The 16704-nt window shown below is 69.3% G+C and carries 16 protein-coding genes; 1 reads left to right on the plus strand and 15 read right to left on the minus strand.

Annotation, left to right across the window (positions count from 1 at the left end; translation table 11 throughout):
- Nucleotides 1–14: 14 nt before the first annotated feature.
- From JJ685_RS04705 to JJ685_RS04730, 6 genes are all read right to left on the minus strand, one after another.
- Nucleotides 15–989: a Bug family tripartite tricarboxylate transporter substrate binding protein gene (locus JJ685_RS04705; RefSeq protein WP_201673038.1), complete on the minus strand. Its 975-nt coding sequence runs from the start codon at nucleotides 987–989 to the stop codon at nucleotides 15–17.
- A gap of 29 nt (nucleotides 990–1018) precedes the next feature.
- Entirely contained in the window at nucleotides 1019–1990 is a 972-nt protein-coding gene (locus JJ685_RS04710) for a Bug family tripartite tricarboxylate transporter substrate binding protein (protein WP_201673039.1), read from the minus strand.
- Nucleotides 1991–2043: 53 nt separating this feature from the next.
- The gene (locus JJ685_RS04715; RefSeq protein WP_201673040.1) at nucleotides 2044–2982 is read right to left on the minus strand and encodes a hydroxymethylglutaryl-CoA lyase; all 939 of its coding nucleotides are present in this window, start codon (nucleotides 2980–2982) and stop codon (nucleotides 2044–2046) included.
- Entirely contained in the window at nucleotides 2979–4199 is a 1221-nt protein-coding gene (locus JJ685_RS04720; RefSeq protein ID WP_201673041.1) for a CaiB/BaiF CoA transferase family protein, read from the minus strand. The genes JJ685_RS04715 and JJ685_RS04720 overlap by 4 nt, the downstream gene beginning before the upstream one ends.
- Nucleotides 4200–4232: 33 nt before the next feature.
- Nucleotides 4233–5180, minus strand: coding sequence for a LysR substrate-binding domain-containing protein (locus JJ685_RS04725; RefSeq protein ID WP_201673042.1), 948 nt, complete (start codon nucleotides 5178–5180; stop codon nucleotides 4233–4235).
- Nucleotides 5181–5326: 146 nt separating this feature from the next.
- Nucleotides 5327–5914 carry a hypothetical protein gene (locus tag JJ685_RS04730; protein WP_201673043.1) on the minus strand — a complete coding sequence of 196 codons (588 nt, stop codon included), beginning with the start codon at nucleotides 5912–5914 and terminating at the stop codon, nucleotides 5327–5329.
- 80 nt (nucleotides 5915–5994) lie between these two features.
- Here JJ685_RS04730 and JJ685_RS04735 point away from each other — a divergent pair, with 80 nt between their 5' ends.
- A complete protein-coding gene (locus JJ685_RS04735; RefSeq protein WP_201673044.1) occupies nucleotides 5995–7767 on the plus strand; it encodes an ABC transporter transmembrane domain-containing protein in 1773 nt (590 codons plus the stop codon).
- A gap of 194 nt (nucleotides 7768–7961) precedes the next feature.
- Here JJ685_RS04735 and JJ685_RS04740 read toward each other — a convergent pair whose 3' ends face one another.
- From JJ685_RS04740 to JJ685_RS04780, 9 genes are all read right to left on the minus strand, one after another.
- On the minus strand, nucleotides 7962–9095 hold the full coding sequence (locus JJ685_RS04740; RefSeq protein WP_201673045.1) for a 2OG-Fe(II) oxygenase: 1134 nt from the start codon (nucleotides 9093–9095) through the stop codon (nucleotides 7962–7964).
- A 79-nt stretch (nucleotides 9096–9174) separates the two neighbouring features.
- Nucleotides 9175–9615 carry a DUF1178 family protein gene (locus JJ685_RS04745; RefSeq protein ID WP_201673046.1) on the minus strand — a complete coding sequence of 147 codons (441 nt, stop codon included), beginning with the start codon at nucleotides 9613–9615 and terminating at the stop codon, nucleotides 9175–9177.
- 4 nt (nucleotides 9616–9619) lie between these two features.
- A complete protein-coding gene (locus tag JJ685_RS04750) occupies nucleotides 9620–10201 on the minus strand; it encodes an NUDIX domain-containing protein (RefSeq protein WP_201673047.1) in 582 nt (193 codons plus the stop codon).
- Nucleotides 10202–10205: 4 nt separating this feature from the next.
- A complete protein-coding gene (locus JJ685_RS04755) occupies nucleotides 10206–10505 on the minus strand; it encodes a DUF2818 family protein (RefSeq protein ID WP_201673048.1) in 300 nt (99 codons plus the stop codon).
- A gap of 16 nt (nucleotides 10506–10521) precedes the next feature.
- Nucleotides 10522–11997 (minus strand): NADH-quinone oxidoreductase subunit NuoN, encoded by a 1476-nt coding sequence (nuoN, locus tag JJ685_RS04760; RefSeq protein ID WP_408015449.1) that lies wholly within the window; start codon nucleotides 11995–11997, stop codon nucleotides 10522–10524.
- Between the two features lie 34 nt (nucleotides 11998–12031).
- Nucleotides 12032–13504 (minus strand): NADH-quinone oxidoreductase subunit M, encoded by a 1473-nt coding sequence (locus tag JJ685_RS04765; RefSeq protein WP_201673050.1) that lies wholly within the window; start codon nucleotides 13502–13504, stop codon nucleotides 12032–12034.
- A gap of 22 nt (nucleotides 13505–13526) precedes the next feature.
- The gene (nuoL, locus tag JJ685_RS04770; protein ID WP_201673051.1) at nucleotides 13527–15581 is read right to left on the minus strand and encodes an NADH-quinone oxidoreductase subunit L; all 2055 of its coding nucleotides are present in this window, start codon (nucleotides 15579–15581) and stop codon (nucleotides 13527–13529) included.
- 82 nt (nucleotides 15582–15663) lie between these two features.
- Complete coding sequence (gene nuoK, locus JJ685_RS04775; RefSeq protein ID WP_201673052.1) at nucleotides 15664–15972, minus strand: NADH-quinone oxidoreductase subunit NuoK; 309 nt, start codon at nucleotides 15970–15972, stop codon at nucleotides 15664–15666.
- 55 nt (nucleotides 15973–16027) lie between these two features.
- On the minus strand, nucleotides 16028–16696 hold the full coding sequence (locus JJ685_RS04780; RefSeq protein ID WP_201673053.1) for an NADH-quinone oxidoreductase subunit J: 669 nt from the start codon (nucleotides 16694–16696) through the stop codon (nucleotides 16028–16030).
- Nucleotides 16697–16704: the final 8 nt, after the last annotated feature.

Raw genomic sequence — 16704 nt, forward strand, 5'->3', positions numbered from 1 at the left:
GAATGCAAGGCCTCTCAGTCCGCCGTGATGCCCGCCGCCTTGATCGTCTTGGCCCAGAAGTCCGTTTCCCCCGTCACCATCGCGGCCAGCTGCGCCGGCGCCTGGTAGCGGATCTCGATGCCGGCGGCATCGGCGCGCGACTTCGCCTCGGGTGCGTCCAGTGCCTGCTTGATGCCGGCGGTGAGCTTCTGCACCACGTCGGCCGGCGTGGCGGCGGGCGCGAAGATCGCCACCCAGGACTCCAGCTCGAACCCCTTGAGCCCCGCCTCCGCCGTCGTCGGCACGTTCGGCAGTCCCGGATGGCGCGTCTTGCCGGTCACCGCGAAGGCCTTGAGCTTGCCGCTCTGCACGTGCTGCATCACCGAAGGCGGCGTGGTCATGAAGACCTGCACCTGCCCGGACAGCACGTCGGCGATGGCGGCGCCGGAACCCCGGTACGGGATGTGGACCATGCTGGTCCCCGTGCGGCTCTTGAACATCTCCGTGCCGATGTGCGAGACCGAGCCGTTGCCCTGCGAGGCATAGCTCAGCTTGCCGGGGTTCTTCTTCAGGTAGGCGATGAACTCCTGCAGCGTGCTGGCCGGCACCGAAGGATGCGCGGCGATCACGTTGGTGGCCACCGTGATCAGTGCGACCGGCGCGAAATCCTTCTGCGTCCACGGCAGCTTGGGCGAGAGCGAAGGGTTGCCCACGTGGTAGGCCGAATAGGAGGTCAGCAGCGTGTAGCCGTCGGCCGGCGCCCGCGCCACGAAACCGTAGGCGACGTTGCCGCTGCCGCCCGGACGGTTGTCGATCACCACCGGCTGCCCCAGCGCCTTCGCCAGCGTGTCGCCCAGGATGCGCGCGGAGGTGTCGACCAGCCCGCCGGGCGGGTTGGGCACGACCAGCGTGACGGGCTTGGCCGGGAACGCGCCCTGCGCGGCGGCGCAGCCGGCCCACAGGGCGGCGGCCGCGAAGGCCGCGGCGCGGAGGAAGGGACGACGGTGCATTCTTGTCTCCTGTGTCGTTGCGCGCGCCTTCAGTCGGCCTTGATCTTCGCCAGCTTCACGATGCGGTCCCAGGTGGCGCGCTCCTTCTCGCCCAGGGCCGCCAGCTCGGCCGGCGTCATCGCGATGGCCTTGGCGCCCTGCTCCTCGGCCTTGCGCCTGAACTCCGGCGTGTCGACCACCTGGCGCACCGCGGCCGAGAGCCGATTCTGCAACTCCGCGGGCAAGCTTGCCGGCCCGTACACCGCGAACCAGGACGAGGCCACCAGCGGCACGCCCGTCTCGGTCGCCGTGGGCACGTTGGGCAGCGCCGCCAGCCGGGTCGTGCCGGTGGTCATCAGCGCCTTGAGCTTGCCGGCCTTGATGTGGGGCAGCAGCGGGGGCGGCGTGGTGATGGTCAGGTCGACGTTGCCGGCCAGCAGGTCGGTCAGCGCCGGGCCGGTGCCGCGATAGGGGATGTGCGTCATGAAGGTCTTGGTCAGGTCCTTCAGCAGTTCGGTGGTCACGTGCTGCAGGGCGCCGTTGCCGCTGGACGCGTAGTTCACCTTGCCGGGGTTGGCCCGCACGTAGGCGAGGAATTCCTGGAAGGTGTTGGCGGGGAAGTTGCCACGCACCACCATCACCTGCGGCGCGTCGATCAGGTGGCCGATCGGCTTCAGGTCGCGGCCGGGGTCGAAGCCGCTCACCGGCTGCACCAGCGGCGTGATGGACTGGTAGCCGGAGTACTGCACCAGCAGGGTCAGGCCGTCGCCGTTCGCGCGGGCGACCGCCTGGCCGGCGATGTTGCCGTTGCCGCCGCTGCGGTTGTCCACGACGACGTTGGCACCCAGCACCTTGGCAAGCGGCTCCGCCAGCATGCGGGCGGAGATGTCGGTCGTGCCGCCCGGCGCCGAGGGCACCAGCAGCGTGATGGTCTTGCCGGCGAACTGTGCGCGGGCGGGCAGCGCCAGCACGGCGGCCCCGGCGGCCGCGGCGCCGAGGAAAGTTCTGCGTTGGATGGGCATGGAGTCTCCGATGGCGCCGCGCAGGCGCCTCTGGTTCTGGGAAAGGATGCGGATCAGGCCGCGGCGCGGAGTTCCGCGACGTAGGCGGGCGCCGGATGGAGCTGCGTGCTCGGGCCGGCCTTCGCCACCTGCCCCGGCACCCCGTGGCCGACGATCTCCGGCAGCGCGCGAGCGAGCTGAAGCAGCTTCGCGAGATCGATGCCCGTGTCGTGGTCCATGGCCTGCAGCATGTGGACCGTGTCCTCGCTGGAGATGTTTCCGCTGGCGCCGGGCGCATAGGGGCAGCCGCCCAGGCCGCCCAGCGAGCCGTCGAAGCGCACGATGCCGGCCCGCACGGCGGCCAGCACGTTGGCCAGCCCCATGCCGCGCGTGTTGTGGAAGTGCAGCGTGAGCTGCAGCGCGGGGAAGCGCCGCTGGGCCTCCTCGCACATGCGGGCGACCTGCTGCGGGTGCGCCATGCCGGTCGTGTCGCAGATCGTGAGGCCGCGCACGCCCAGGTCGGCGAAGCGCCGGGCCCAGCCGAGCACGACTTCCTGCGGCACGTCGCCCTCCATGGGGCAGCCGAAGGCGGTGGACAGCGAGACGTTCACCGGCGTGCGGCCGTCGACCACGCGGATCACTTCCGACAGCGCGGCGAAGCTCTTCTCGCGCGGCATGCGCAGGTTGGCGAGGTTGTGCGTCTCGGAGGTGGACATCACGAGGTTCAGCTCGTCGGCCCTGGATTCCATCGCCCGCTCGGCGCCGCGCAGGTTGGGCACCAGCACCGTGTACTCCACGCCCGGCGCGCGGCGGATGCGGCCCATCACCTCCTCGGCGTCGCGCAGCATCGGGATCGCCTTGGGCGAGGTGAAGGAGGTGACCTCGATCTTGGCGTAGCCGCACTGCGAGAGCGCGTCGACCAGCTGCACCTTGGCGTCGGTCGGCACGAACTCCGGCTCGATCTGGAAGCCGTCGCGGGTGACGACCTCGTTGAAGAAGATCCGCTGGTTCATTGTTCCCCCTTGATCACGCCGCGGCTCTTGAGCCCGGCGATCTGTTCCCCGGTGAGGCCCAGCTCGCGCATCACGGCCTCGCTGTCCTGGCCCAGGCGCGGCGCGTTGCGGTGCTGGCCGCCCGGCGTGCGCGAGAGCTTGGGCACGATCCCCGGCACCGTCAGCGTGTCGCCGTCCTCCAGCCGGATCTGCTGCAGCATGCCGCGCGCGGCGTAGTGCGGGTCGGCGGCGATGTCGGCCACGGTATAGATGCGGCCGGCCGGCACCGAGGCGGCGTCCAGCACCTCCAGCACCTCGTCCACCGTGCGGCTCTTCGTCCAGGCGCCGATCGCGGCGTCGATCTCCGCGACCCGCTTCACGCGACCGGCGTTGTTGGCGAGCTCCGGGTCGTTGCCCAGGTCCTCGCGGCCGATCGCGGCCATCAGGCGCTTGTAGATGCTGTCGCCGTTGCCGGCCACCAGCGCGTAGCCGCCGTCGCTGCACGGATACGCGTTGGTGGGCGCGATGCCGGGCAGCGCGCTGCCGGCCGGCCCGCGCACCGCGCCGAAGGCACTGTATTCGGGCAGCAGGCTTTCCATGCAGTTGAACACGGCCTCGTAGAGGGCGACGTCGATGATCTGGCCCTGGCCGCTGCGCTGGCGCTCGTGCAGGGCCATCAGGATGCCGATCACGCCGTGCAGCGAAGCGAGCGTGTCGCCGATGCTCACGCCGACGCGCACCGGCACCCGGCCGGGCTCGGCCGTCAGGTGGCGCAGGCCGCCCATGGCCTCGCCCACCACGCCGAAGCCGGGGCGGTCGCGGTAGGGGCCGGTCTGGCCGTAGCCGCTGATGCGCAGCACGACGAGGCGGGGGTTCATCTCGACCAGCTGCTGCGGATCGAGGTTCCAGCCCTCCAGCGCGCCGGGGCGGAAGTTCTCGATCAGCACGTCGGCCTCGGCCGCGAGCTTGCGCACGATCTCCTGCGCTTCCGCGTTCTTCAGGTCCAGCGCGACGGAGCGCTTGTTGCGCGACTGCACCTGCCACCAGACGGAGGTGCCGTTCTTCAGCAGGCGCCAGCTGCGCAGCGGGTCGCCGGCGCCGGGCGGCTCGATCTTGACGACGTCGGCGCCGAAGTCGGCGAGGGTCTTGGCGGCGAAGGGGCCGGCGATGAGCTGGCCCATTTCCACCACTTTGAGGCCGGCGAGCGGGCCGGCGGCGGGTGTTGTCTTTGTCTCCATGGCGCGCAGTTTGCGTGCGCGCCCGGGCGGCGTCTATTGCCGTTTGCGGACCCCGGGTTTCGCTTTTTGCGAAGGCTCGACCAGGAAGCGCACCAGCTGTTCCACCGCCGCGTCGTGGGTGCCCGGGCGAGTCGCCAGCAGCAGCCGGCGCGAGGCCCAGGCGTCCGACAGCGCCCGCCAGCGCAGCCCCCGGGCGCCGATGATGGGGAGGGCCGCGCTCTTGGGCAGCACCGCGATGCCCAGGCCCGAGGCGACGAGGTGGCACACGGCGTCGAAGCTGCGCACCTGCATGCGCAGCTTCAGCGGCCTTCCGGCCGCGTGCGCCGCCGCGTGCTGCTGCTGCAGCAGGGCCGCGCCTTCGGCGAGGCTGATCCAGTCCTCCTCCAGCGCCTCGGAAAAGGCGATGGCGCCCCGGCCGTTCAGGCGGTGCCGGGGCGGCAACACCAGCACCAGTTCGTCGCGCCGGAACAGCTGGCACTCCAGCCCCTCGGTGTCCACGCCCTCGACGAACACGCCGAGGTCGGCGCGGCCCTCGCGCAGCGCGGCCACGACGCTGCTGGAGACGTGCTCCTCCAGTTCGACGTGCACGTGCCGCGCCTCGCGCGCGTGCTGCGCCAGCAGCGGCGGCAGGAACTGGACGATCGCCGCGGTGCTGGCGGCCAGGCGGATGTGGCGCTGGATGCCGCGGCGCAGGTCGGCCAGCTCGGTGCCCATCTGCTCCATGGCCTGCAGCACCTCCAGCGCGTGGCGGGCGAACACGCGCCCGGCGCTGGTGGGCAGCAGGCCGCGGCCGTGGCGCTCGAACAGCGGCTCGCCCACCGCGTCCTCCAGCTCGCGCAGCCGCCGGCTGGCAGCCGCCAGCGCGAGGTGCGACGCGCGCGCGGCGGCGCTGAGGCTGCCCTGCTGCAGGCAGTCCACGACCAGGCGGATGGAGACGAGGTCGAAGCGGGCGAGGTTGTAGCCGCTGGCGGGGCTGGTCATCGGCCGATCGTACGCGGGAGGGGATCCCGCGCTCCGCGTCAACGCGGGCACGCCTCGCGCTCCGGCGGCGCGACGCGTCGCCGCGGTGCTCCACGGCATCGCCGCGGCCCTACGGGAAGGCGGAGATGAGTCTCAGCAGGGCCGGTTCATTCCTCGCCCATGTGCAGCCATTCGTCCTCGCGCATGGACTGCATGAAAGCGATCACGGCCTCCAGTATGCCGGCGCTTTCGGCCCATTCGATCTGTTCGCGGAAGTGCAGGCGCTTGGTGAGGGGCGGCGTCACGTTCCAGGCGGCGCCGATCACCGGCGCGGGCGGCTTCTGCTGGCCGCGCGCGGTCTTGCGCGGCGGCAGCATGGCGGAGACCTCGGCCCAGCGGACCGGCCGCGGGCAGACGCGGTTGTTCTTGCGCGCCACCAGCATGGCGGATTCCAGGGTGAACGGCGATTGCGCGCGCGGCGCCGCGGGCCGCAGCGGCGCGCGCCCGGCCGCCGGCTGGGTCATGGCCCAGGCGCGGGCCTCGGGGGCCAGGGCACCCGGGGCGGTGGCCGGCACCGTCATGGGCGCGGTGGGCGCGAACCTGGCCTCGTGCTGCGCGCTCACCTCGTTCCAGAGCGCCCAGGCGGTGTCGCCGTCCTGGTGCTCCGCGTCGGGAACCGGGATGGGGTCGGCGGCGTTCCAGGATTGCTCGAGGGACGTCGTCTTGCGCGGGGGCGTGGAAGCGGGCTTGGCCATTGCCGAGCACTCTAGCCGGGAGCGGGCTCGCGGTGTGGAACGGTGTCAGCCGGATCCAAGACGATGGCTAAACTGCCGCGATGCCCGATGCCGCGACGAAGCCGCGCTCCCCGCGTTCCCTCTCCGGGCTCCTGCCCTTCCTGCGGCCCTACCGCGCGCGCATCGTCCTGGCCGGCGTGTTCCTGCTGCTGGCCGCGGGGGCGATGCTGCTGTTCCCGGTGGCGCTGCGGACCATGATCGACCGCGGCCTGTCGGCTGACCCCGGCGGCCGGCTGGTCACATTGCGGGGGCACTTCCTGCTGCTGTTCGGAGTGGCCGTGGCCCTCGGCCTGTTCTCCGCCGCCCGCTTCTACCTCGTGAGCTGGATCGGCGAGCGGGTCACGGCGGACCTGCGCGACGCCGTCTACGCCCACGTGCTGGAACAGAGCCCCGCCTTCTTCGAGAGCACGCAGACCGGCGAGGTGCTGTCGCGCCTGACGACCGACACGACCCTGGTCCAGGCGGTGGTGGGTTCCTCCTTCTCCCTGGGGCTGCGCAACCTGGTCATGGGCATCGGCGCCCTGGCCATGCTGGTGCTGACGCACCCGCGCGTGATGGCGCTGGTGCTGCTGGTCGTGCTGCTGGTGGTGGTGCCCGCGATGGTCTTCGGCCGGCGGGTGCGGCGACTGTCGCGCGCCAGCCAGGACCGGGTCGCCGACTCCAGCGCCATCGCCGCGGAGGTGCTGAACGCCATCCCGGTGGTGCAGAGCCACGCGGCGGAAGAGCGCGAGGCGCGGCGCTTCGCCGCGGCCACCGAGAACGCCTTCCGCACCGGCATCCGGCGGACCCGGGCGCGGGCGGCGCTGGTCGCCTTCGTCATCATCGCCAATGCCGCGCTCATGCTGTGGGGCCTGTACCAGGGCACGCAGGCCGTGCTGCGCGGGGAGCTGAGCGCCGGCCAGCTCGGGCAGGCCGCCTTCTACGTGGCGATCTTCGCCGGCGCGCTGGCGGTGCTGGGCGAGGTGTACGGCGACCTGCTGCGCGCGGCCGGCGCCAGCGAGCGCCTGATGGAGTTGCTGGCCAGCCGCTCGCCGGTGCTGCCGCCCGAGCGTCCGCTGGCGCCGCCCGTGCCGGTGGGCGGCAGCGCCGTGCGGCTGGCGGACGTGCAGTTCCACTACCCCTCGCGGCCGCAGGCCCCGGCGCTTTCCGGGTTCGCGCTGGACGTCGCGCCGGGCGAGACGGTGGCGCTGGTGGGCCCCAGCGGCGCCGGCAAGACCACGGTGTTCCAGCTGCTGCTGCGCTTCTACGACCCGCAGCAGGGCACGATCGCGGTCGACGGCACGCCGGTGCGCGACTGGCAGCCGCAGGTGCTGCGGTCCCGCATCGCGCTGGTGCCGCAGGAGCCCGTGATCTTCTCCGCCTCGGCGCTGGAGAACATCCGCTACGGCCGCCCGGAGGCCAGCGACGAGGAGGTGCAGGCAGCCGCGCACGCCGCCTTCGCGGACGGCTTCCTGCGGGCGCTGCCGGAAGGCTACGGCACCTTCCTGGGCGAGCGGGGCGTGCGGCTCTCGGGCGGCCAGCGCCAGCGCATCGCGATCGCCCGGGCGATCCTGAAGAATCCGCCGCTGCTGCTGCTGGACGAGGCAACCAGCGCGCTGGACGCCGAGAGCGAGCGCATGGTGCAGGCGGCCCTGGCGACGGCGATGCGCGGCCGCACGACGCTGGTCATCGCCCACCGCCTGGCCACCGTGCAGCAGGCCGACCGCATCGTGGTGCTGGACCACGGGAGGATCGTGGAGTCAGGGCGTCACGAGGAACTGCTGGCGGCGGGCGGGATGTATTCGCGCCTGGCGGCGCTGCAATTCATGACGTAGAGAAAAACCAATATCCGGACGCAGAGGACGCAAAGGGTACGCAGAGGACGCAGAAAAACATCCAATCCAAGTATTGGAATCCTTTTGCGTCCTCTGCGTACCCTTGGCGTCCTCTGCGTCCGGAAGTTTGGCGTTGGCGTCCGGAAGCTTGGCTTTGATCTCAACTCCCTTCCCCGTGCCCGGCGGGGCGACGGTCAGGCCTTGTACTCCCCGAAGCCCGGCGCGAGGTAGGCGTTGTTGGACTCCCGCACGGCAGCGGCGGCGTCGTCGTAGAGGAACGGCAGGAAGGCATAGCGCCGGCCCCGCCGCACGGCGCTGACGGTGTGCAGCAGCGCGCCGGCGAAGACGATGGCGCCGCCCGCCGGCACCTTGTAGCCGCGCCAGCCGTACTCCGGGAAGGCGAGCTCGCCGCCGTCGAAGTCGTCGTTCAGGTTCACCGACAGGGCGAAGCGCCGGTGAGCCGTCCCCCGCGTGGAGTTGTCCCGGTGCGGGGCGAAATGGCCGCCGGTCTCGGCGTCGTAGCAGCCCACCAGGTAGCGTTCCATCCGGGTGACCTCGAAGCAGTGCACCTTGCAGATCAGGGGCACCACCTTCTGCAGGACGCGCTGCTGCAGCAGGCGCCGCAGCGCGTCGTCCTCGATGGTGAAGTCGCTGCGGCGCTTGTGCCTGCCGTCGTGCACCGCGACGGTCCGCCCGTCCACCTCGCGCATGAACCCGGAGGGCGTGCCGCCCGCGCGGTCATAGCGCCCGATGAGGTCCTCGCAGACGGAGGGTTCCAGCAGGTCCGGGATGATGATGACGGGCGCGTGCATCTCGATCCCGCCGTAGTGGGACACGGGGGGCAGCGCGTCCAGCAGGGCCCGCAGCGCCTGGCGGTCGCCGCCGTCGGGCCGGAAAGGCAGCACGGCCTTCACCTGCAGGCCCGGGTTGAGCACGACCCACATCCGCCGGTAGCCCGGCGTCCCGGCCTCCCCGGCTCCCTGCGAACCCTCCGGCAGCGCGCCGTAGAGCCGGGCGGCCGTGCCGTCGAAGTCCAGGAAGTGGCGCACGCCGGGCAAGGACTGGACGAGGCGACCGCGTGCCTCGTCGTCGGGATCCGAGCTCAGGCCGTAGAAGGAGAAGCGCCGGTCGTCGAACAGCGCCCGGTGCTCCCGCACGAAGCCCAGCGCCGCCTGACCGACCGCGTCGCCGGCCGTGGCCAGGAAGCACAGGACGATGTAGCGGCCGCCGCTCAGGTCGAAGGCGTACGACGCCTTCGCCGTGGTCCGCTGCCGGAACCACGGAGCGAGCTCCCCCGGTGCCAGCTGGCGGTAGGTGGATGCGTCCATGACCCCTCCGGACCCTTGTTCGGTCGGATTCTAGGAAAGCGCCCCGGGACCCGGACATCCGGTCCCACCCGGAGGAAGCCTACTGCAGCGGCCCCTTGAGCCCCTTCGGGATCGGCAACGGCAGCACGCCGATCCCTTCGTCCAGCAGTTCCTGCGTCTCCTCCCGCGAGGCCTGGCCGCGGATGCCGCGTTCCTCGGATTCGCCGTAGTGGATCTTGCGGGCCTCCTCGGCGAAGCGCCCGCCGACGTCCTCGGTGTTGGCCAGCACCTGCTTCACCAGTTCCATCCAGGCGGCCTGCAGCTGCGGGGTGGGACCGGACACGACTTCCTGCCGGGCCGGCTTGGGCTCCGGCGCCCCCAGGTTCAGGCGCGGTGCGCTGGGCAGCTTGGCGACCTGGGCGTCGCCGCACAGGGGGCATTCGACCAGCCCGCGGGCGAGCTGGCCCTGGAAATCGTCTTCGGACGCGAACCAGCCCTCGAAGGAATGGGCATGGCCGCACTGGAGGTTCAGAACCTTCATGGCCCTAAGGTAAGGCCTGCCAGTCGAGTTTCCAAGTGCCGGCCAGCACGTTCTGGATCCAGAGGGCCGCGGCCAGCGTCTTGGAATCCTGCACCCGGCCGTCGCGGCACCAGTCCAGCAACTCCGCCGGCGTGGCGGCGATGACGTCCAGGAACTCGCCTTCGTCCAGCCGGGCGCCCCGGTGCTCCAGCCCGCGGGCGAACCAGATGCCGATCGCCTCGTCCGAATAGGCCACCGTCGGGTACAGGTCGAAGGCGAAGGCCCATTCGCGGGCCACGTAGCCGGTCTCCTCCAGCAGTTCGCGCCGGGCGCAGACCAGGGGCTCCTCGCCCGGATCGAGCTTGCCGGCCGGGATCTCGATCATCACCTTGCCGGTGGGATGGCGGTACTGCCGCTCCAGCACGATGCGGCCGTCGTCCAGCAGCGGGACGATCGCCACGGCGCCGGGATGCAGCACGAATTCGCGGGTGGCCGCCCCGCCGTCCGGCAGCCGGACGGTCTCGCGGACGACGTGGAGGAAGTGCCCCTTGAGCAGTTCCTCGCGGGACTGGGTGTGCTCCCTCAGGTGGCCATCTTCGTGCGACATGGAACTACTTGCGCTTGTACAGGTACCGCCAGACGAATCCGGGGAAGGCGAAGGTGAGGAACAGCGCGCCGGTGATGGCGTAGAACTCCCAGCCCTGCGGGGCGATCTGCCCCGCCCGCTGTTCCAGCCCCAGGCCGACGGCGCCGACCAGGAAATACATCAACACCAGCTCGCCCAGCCGGATGGCCAGGCTCTTGCCCTGCGCCAGGGGCAGCAGGCCGACCAGGCGCTCGGTCAGGAACGGCAGGTTGGCCGCGCAGAAGGCCAGTGCCAGCACCAGCCAGACCGAAGCCGCCTGCGTCACCGGCCCGCCGGCGTCGTCACGACGTCAGCATCTTCACGATGGCCTGCGCGCACAGCGTCATCAGGCCGCCGGGCACGATGCCCAGGATCAGCACCAGGGCGCCGTTCAGCGTGAGCACCACGCGCACGTCGGCGGGGGCCGCGACGGTGGTGGCCGTGATCGGCTCGTCGAAGTACATCACCTTGACCACGCGGATGTAGTAGTACGCGGCCACCAGCGACATGAGCACCGCGAACACCGCGAGGCCGATGTACAGCGGGCTGCCCGAGACCACCAGCGCCTGCAGCACGGAGAGCTTGGCGTAGAAGCCCACCATCGGCGGGATGCCGGCCAGCGAGAACAGGCAGATCGACATGATGGCGGCATACAGCGGGCTGCGCTGGTTCAGGCCGGCCAGGTCGGCGATCTCCTCGCTCTCGAAGCCCTCGCGCGCCAGCAGCAGGATCACGCCGAAGCTCGCCAGGGTCGTCAGCACGTAGGTCACGATGTAGAACATCGCGGAGCTGTAGGCGTTGAGGGCGAAGCGCGTGTCGCCGTTCACCACGCCGGACAGCAGGCCCAGGAGCACGAAACCCATCTGGCCGATGGTCGAATAGGCCAGCATGCGCTTGAGGTTGGTCTGGGCGATGGCTGCCAGGTTGCCGATGAACAGCGAGGCCACGGCCAGCACGATCAGCATCTGCTGCCAGTCGATGGCCAGCGGGAGCAGGCCTTCCACCAGCAGGCGGATCGCGATCGCGAAGGCGGCCAGTTCCGGCGCCGAGCCGATCATCAGCGTGATCGCCGTCGGGGCGCCCTGGTACACGTCCGGGATCCACATGTGGAAGGGCGCGGCGCCGAGCTTGAAGGCCAGGCCGGCGACGATGAACACGAGGCCGAACACCAGCACCTGGTGCTTGACCTGGCCGCTGCCGACGATCTTGAACACCGTGCCGATGTCCAGCGAGCCGGTGGCGCCGTAGATCATGGACAGGCCGTAGAGCAGGAAGCCCGAGGCCATGGCGCCCAGCACGAAGTACTTCATCGCCGCCTCGGTGGCCACCACGTGGTCGCGGCGCAGCGCCACCAGCGCGTAGCTGGAGAGCGTGAGCAGTTCCAGGCCCAGGTAGATCACCAGGAAGTTGCTGCCCGAGATCATCACGTAGATGCCCAGCAGGGACAGCATGGCGAGCGTGAAGAACTCGCCGCCGCGCAGCATGTCGCGGTCGCCCGCATAGGGGCGGCCGTACACCAGGCACACCATCATGGCGATGGTGGCGAAGCACTTCAGCCAGTTGGCCATCGCGTCGCTCACCACCATGCGGCCGAAGCCGTAGACGGTGTCGCCGCGCGAGGCCAGCTCGCCGGTGTAGACGGCGGCCACGGCCAGGGTGAGCATCGTCAGCCAGTAGGTGACGTTGCGAAGGCGGCTCTTCACCCCGAGGTCGACCAGGGCGATCACGCAGGCCATCACCAGCAGCAGCGTTTCCGGGCCGACGACGGCGAGATTCATGTTTTCCATCATGTCCAGTTCTCCCGTCCCCGAATCACAGCTTGGAGATCGCCACGTGCTTCAGGAAATTGGCGACCGACGGGTTCATCACGTCGGTGAAGGGCTTCGGGTAGATGCCCATGTAGAGCACCGCGACCGCCAGCAGGCCCAGCATCAGGTACTCGCGGGCATTGATGTCCGTGAGCGCCTTCACGTGGTCGTTGGTCACCGGGCCGAAGTAGACGCGCTTGACCATCCACAGCGTGTAGGCGGCGCCCAGGATCAGCGAGGTGGCGGCCAGCAGCGCGAGCCAGAAGTTCACCTTCACGGTGGCCAGGATCACCATCCACTCGCCGATGAAGCCGGCGGTGGCGGGCAGGCCGGCGTTGGCCATCGCGAACAGCACCGCCAGCGCGGCGAAGGTGGGCATCGTGTTCACGACACCGCCGTAGTCCGCGATCATGCGCGAGTGCACGCGGTCGTACAGCACGCCCACGCAGAGGAACATGGCGGCCGACACGAAGCCGTGCGAGATCATCATCACGATGCCGCCGGACACGCCGAGGTCGTTGAAGATGAAGAAACCCAGGGTCACGAAGCCCATGTGCGCGACGGACGAATAGGCGATCAGCTTCTTCATGTCCTGCTGCACCAGGGCGACCAGGCCCACGTAGATCACGGCGATCAGCGACAGCGCGATGATCAGCCAGGCCCACTCGCGCGAGGCGTCGGGCGCGATCGGCATGGAGAAGCGCAGGAAGCCGTAGGCGCCCAGCTTCAGCATGATGGCGGCCAGCACGGCGGAGCCGCCGGTGGGCGCTTCCACGTGCACGTCGGGCAGCCAGGTGTGCACCGGGAACATCGGCACCTTCACCGCGAAGGCGGCGAAGAAGCCGAAGAACAGCAGCGTCTGCGCCAGCCCGGTCAGCGGCAGCTTGTGCCAGGTGAGGATGTCGAAGCTGCCGCCCGCCTTCGTGTACAGGTACACCAGCGCCACCAGCATCAGCAGCGAGCCGAGCAGCGTGTACAGGAAGAACTTGAAGGCCGCGTAGATCTTGTTGGGGCCGCCCCAGATGCCGATGATCAGGTACATCGGGATCAGCGTCGCCTCGAAGAACACGTAGAACAGCACGCCGTCGAGGGCGCAGAACACGCCGATCATCAGGCCCGAGAGGATCAGGAACGCGCCCATGTACTGGTTCACGCGCTCGGTGATCGCCTCCCAGGCGGAGATCACCACCACCAGGGTGATGAAGGCCGTCAGCAGCACGAACCACAGCGAGATGCCGTCCACGCCGAGGTGGTAGTTGACGTTGAAGCGTTCGATCCAGGGCGCCTTCTCCACGAACTGCATCGCGGGCGTGGCGAGGTCGAAGCGGCCGTACAGGGGCAGCGTCACCAGGAAGCTGACGATGGAGCCGATCAGCGCGATCCATCGCACGGTGCGTGCCTGGTCGTCGCGGCCGAGGGCCAGCAGGATGGCGCCGAAGACGATCGGCGTCCAGATCGCGAGGCTCAAGAGTCCCATGTGCATTTTTCTCGTCCCCGTCTTACTTCTTCAGCCACTCGCTGACCATGGGCCAGCTCACGAAGTAGGTCATGAGCACCACGATGCCGATCAGCATGGCGAACGCGTAGTGGTAGATGTAGCCGGACTGGACCCAGCGCACCACGCCCGCGAACCTCGCCACCATGTGGGCGCTGCCGTTGACGAAGATGCCCTCGATCACGCCCTGGTCGCCGCCCTTCCACAGGCCCGTTCCGAGCCCGCGCGCCGCGGGAGCGATCAGGTTCTCGTTGATCCAGTCCATGTAGTACTTGTTCTCCAGCAGCTGGTAGACCGGCTGGAAGCGGCGCTGGATCGCGGCGGGCAGCGCCGTGTTCTTCATGTACATGTACCAGGCCAGCACCACGCCGGCGAGCGCCAGCCAGAACACGGGCGACGTGAGGCCGTGCAGGGCCATGGCGACCGGGCCGTGGAATTCCTTGGCCATCTCCTCGATGGCGGGGTGCAGATGCGCGTTGATCAGGATCGAGTCCTTGAAGAACTCGCCGTACAGCATCGGCTGGATCGTCAGGTAGCCGATCACCACGGAGGGGATCGCCAGCAGGATCAGCGGCACCGTCACCACCCAGGGCGATTCGTGCGGCTTGGCGTCGTGGCCATGGCCGTGGTCGTCATGGCCGTGTTCGTCGTGGTGCGCGTGCGCCTCGGGGTTCTGGTCGTAGCGCTCCTTGCCGTGGAAGACCAGGAAGTACATCCGGAACGAATAGAAGGCGGTCACGAACACGCCGGCCATCACGGCGAAGTAGGCGAAGCCGGAACCGGGCAGCTTGGACAGGTGCACGGCCTCGATGATCGAGTCCTTGGAGTAGAAGCCGGCGAACAGCGGCGTGCCGATCAGGGCCAGCGAGCCGAGCAGCGAGGTGATCCAGGTGATCGGCATGTACTTGCGCACGCCGCCCATCCAGCGGATGTCCTGGTTGTGGTGCATGCCGATGATCACGGAGCCGGCCGCGAGGAACAGCAGCGCCTTGAAGAAGGCGTGCGTCATCAGGTGGAACACGGCGACCGAGTAGGCCGAAGCGCCCAGCGCCACGGTCATGTACCCGAGCTGGGACAGCGTGGAGTACGCGACGACGCGCTTGATGTCGTTCTGGATGATGCCCAGGAAGCCCATGAACAGGGCCGTGATCGCGCCGATCACCATCACCACCGACAGGGCGGTGTCGGACAGCTCGAACAGCGGCGACATCCGGGCGACCATGAAGATGCCGGCCGTCACCATGGTGGCGGCGTGGATCAGCGCGGAGATCGGCGTGGGGCCTTCCATCGAGTCGGGCAGCCACACGTGCAGCGGGAACTGCGCGCTCTTGCCCATCGCGCCGATGAACAGGCAGATGCAGGTCACCGTGATCAGCATCCAGTCGGTGCCGTAGCCGAAGGGCGCCACCAGCTTCTGCGCGTTGGCGAAGGTCTCGCTGTAGCTCAGCGTGTTCAGGGTGGCGACGACCAGGCCGATGCCCAGGATGAAGCCGAAGTCGCCGACGCGGTTGACCAGGAAGGCCTTGAGGTTGGCGAAGATCGCCGTCGGCCGGGTGTACCAGAACCCGATCAGCAGGTAGGAGACGAGGCCCACCGCTTCCCAGCCGAAGAACAGCTGCAGGAAGTTGTTGCTCATGACCAGCATGAGCATCGAGAACGTGAACAGCGAGATGTAGCCGAAGAAGCGGTTGTAGCCGGCGTCGTCCTCCATGTAGCCGATGGTGTAGATGTGCACCATCAGCGACACGAAGGTCACCACGCACATCATCATCGCCGTCAGGCCGTCGACGAGGAAGCCGATCTCCATCTTCAGGCTGCCCACCACCATCCATTCGTAGATGGTCTGGTTGAAGCGCGCCCCGTCCACCGCCACGCTCTTGAGCGTCATCGCGGAGATCACGAAGGCGATGAACACGCCCAGGATCGTGAAGGTGTGCGACAGCCGGCGGCCGATCACGTTGCCGCCCAGCGTGGTGCCGAAGATGCCGGCCAGGGCCGCGCCGGCGAGCGGCGCGAGCGGGACGGCGAGCAGGGTCGCTGCGTTGAGGGTGGTACTCATCGTTTCTTTCCTATGCACGTGGCGCGGTCTGCGGTCTCCCGCCGCAATCCGCGGACGCCGGGTCGCCCCGGCTGCACCTGCCTTAGCCTTTCAGCGCGTTCAGTTCTTCGACGTTGAGGTTCGATTTGTTCCGGAACAGCAGCACCAGGATCGCGAGACCGATCGCCGACTCCGCGGCCGCCACTGTCAGGATGAAGAACACGAACACCTGGCCGTGCATGTCGCCCAGGTAATTGGAGAACGCCACGAAGTTCATGTTGACCGCCAGCAGCATCAGCTCGATGGCCATCAGCAGCACGATCAGGTTGCGGCGGTTCAGGAAGATGCCGACCACGGACAGCGCGAACAGGATCGCGCCCAGCGTCAGGTAGTGTCCCAGGGTGATCGTCATCAGGAAACCTCCGTGCTGCGCACTGCGGTATTCGTCTTGGGAGCGGCCCGGCGACTCATGCCTTGCCTCCTTCGGGCGCGACCGCGGCGGTGGCTTCGGGTTGCGCCGGGCGGGCCGCCGGCATCTTCACGACCTGCAGGCGGTCGCGCGCCTTCACGCGCACCTGCAGCGAGGGATCGATGGCCTTGGAGTCCTTGCGGTGGCGCAGCGTCAGCGCGATGGCGGCGACGATGGCCACCAGCAGCAGCACCGCCGCGATCTCCAGCGGGAACAGGTACTCGGTGTAGAGCAGGCGGCCGAGTTCCTTGGTGTTGGAGTACTGCACGCCCGCCTGCGCCGCGGCGGCCACGGCCGGCACGGCACGGGGCTCCTCGGTGGGACGGAAGCCGCCCATCAGCACCGCGGCCATTTCGAGCGCGATCAGGGCGCCGATGGTCGCGGCCATCGGGAAGTGCTTCCAGAAGCCCGCCCGCAACTCGTCGACGTTGACGTCCAGCATCATCACGACGAACAGGAACAGCACCATCACCGCGCCGACGTACACCAGCACGAGCGAGATGGCGAGGAACTCCGCCTTCAGCAGCAGCCACACGCCGGAGGCCTGGAAGAAGGTGAGCACCAGGAACAGCGCGGCATACACGGGGCTGCGCGCGGTGATGACCCGGAAGGCCGAAAAGATCAGCACGACCGAGAAGAGATAGAACAAACCGGTACGGACGTCCATTTTTTTTG

Source organism: Ramlibacter monticola, from assembly GCF_016722785.1.
In the GTDB taxonomy this organism is placed as follows: domain Bacteria; phylum Pseudomonadota; class Gammaproteobacteria; order Burkholderiales; family Burkholderiaceae_C; genus Ramlibacter; species Ramlibacter monticola.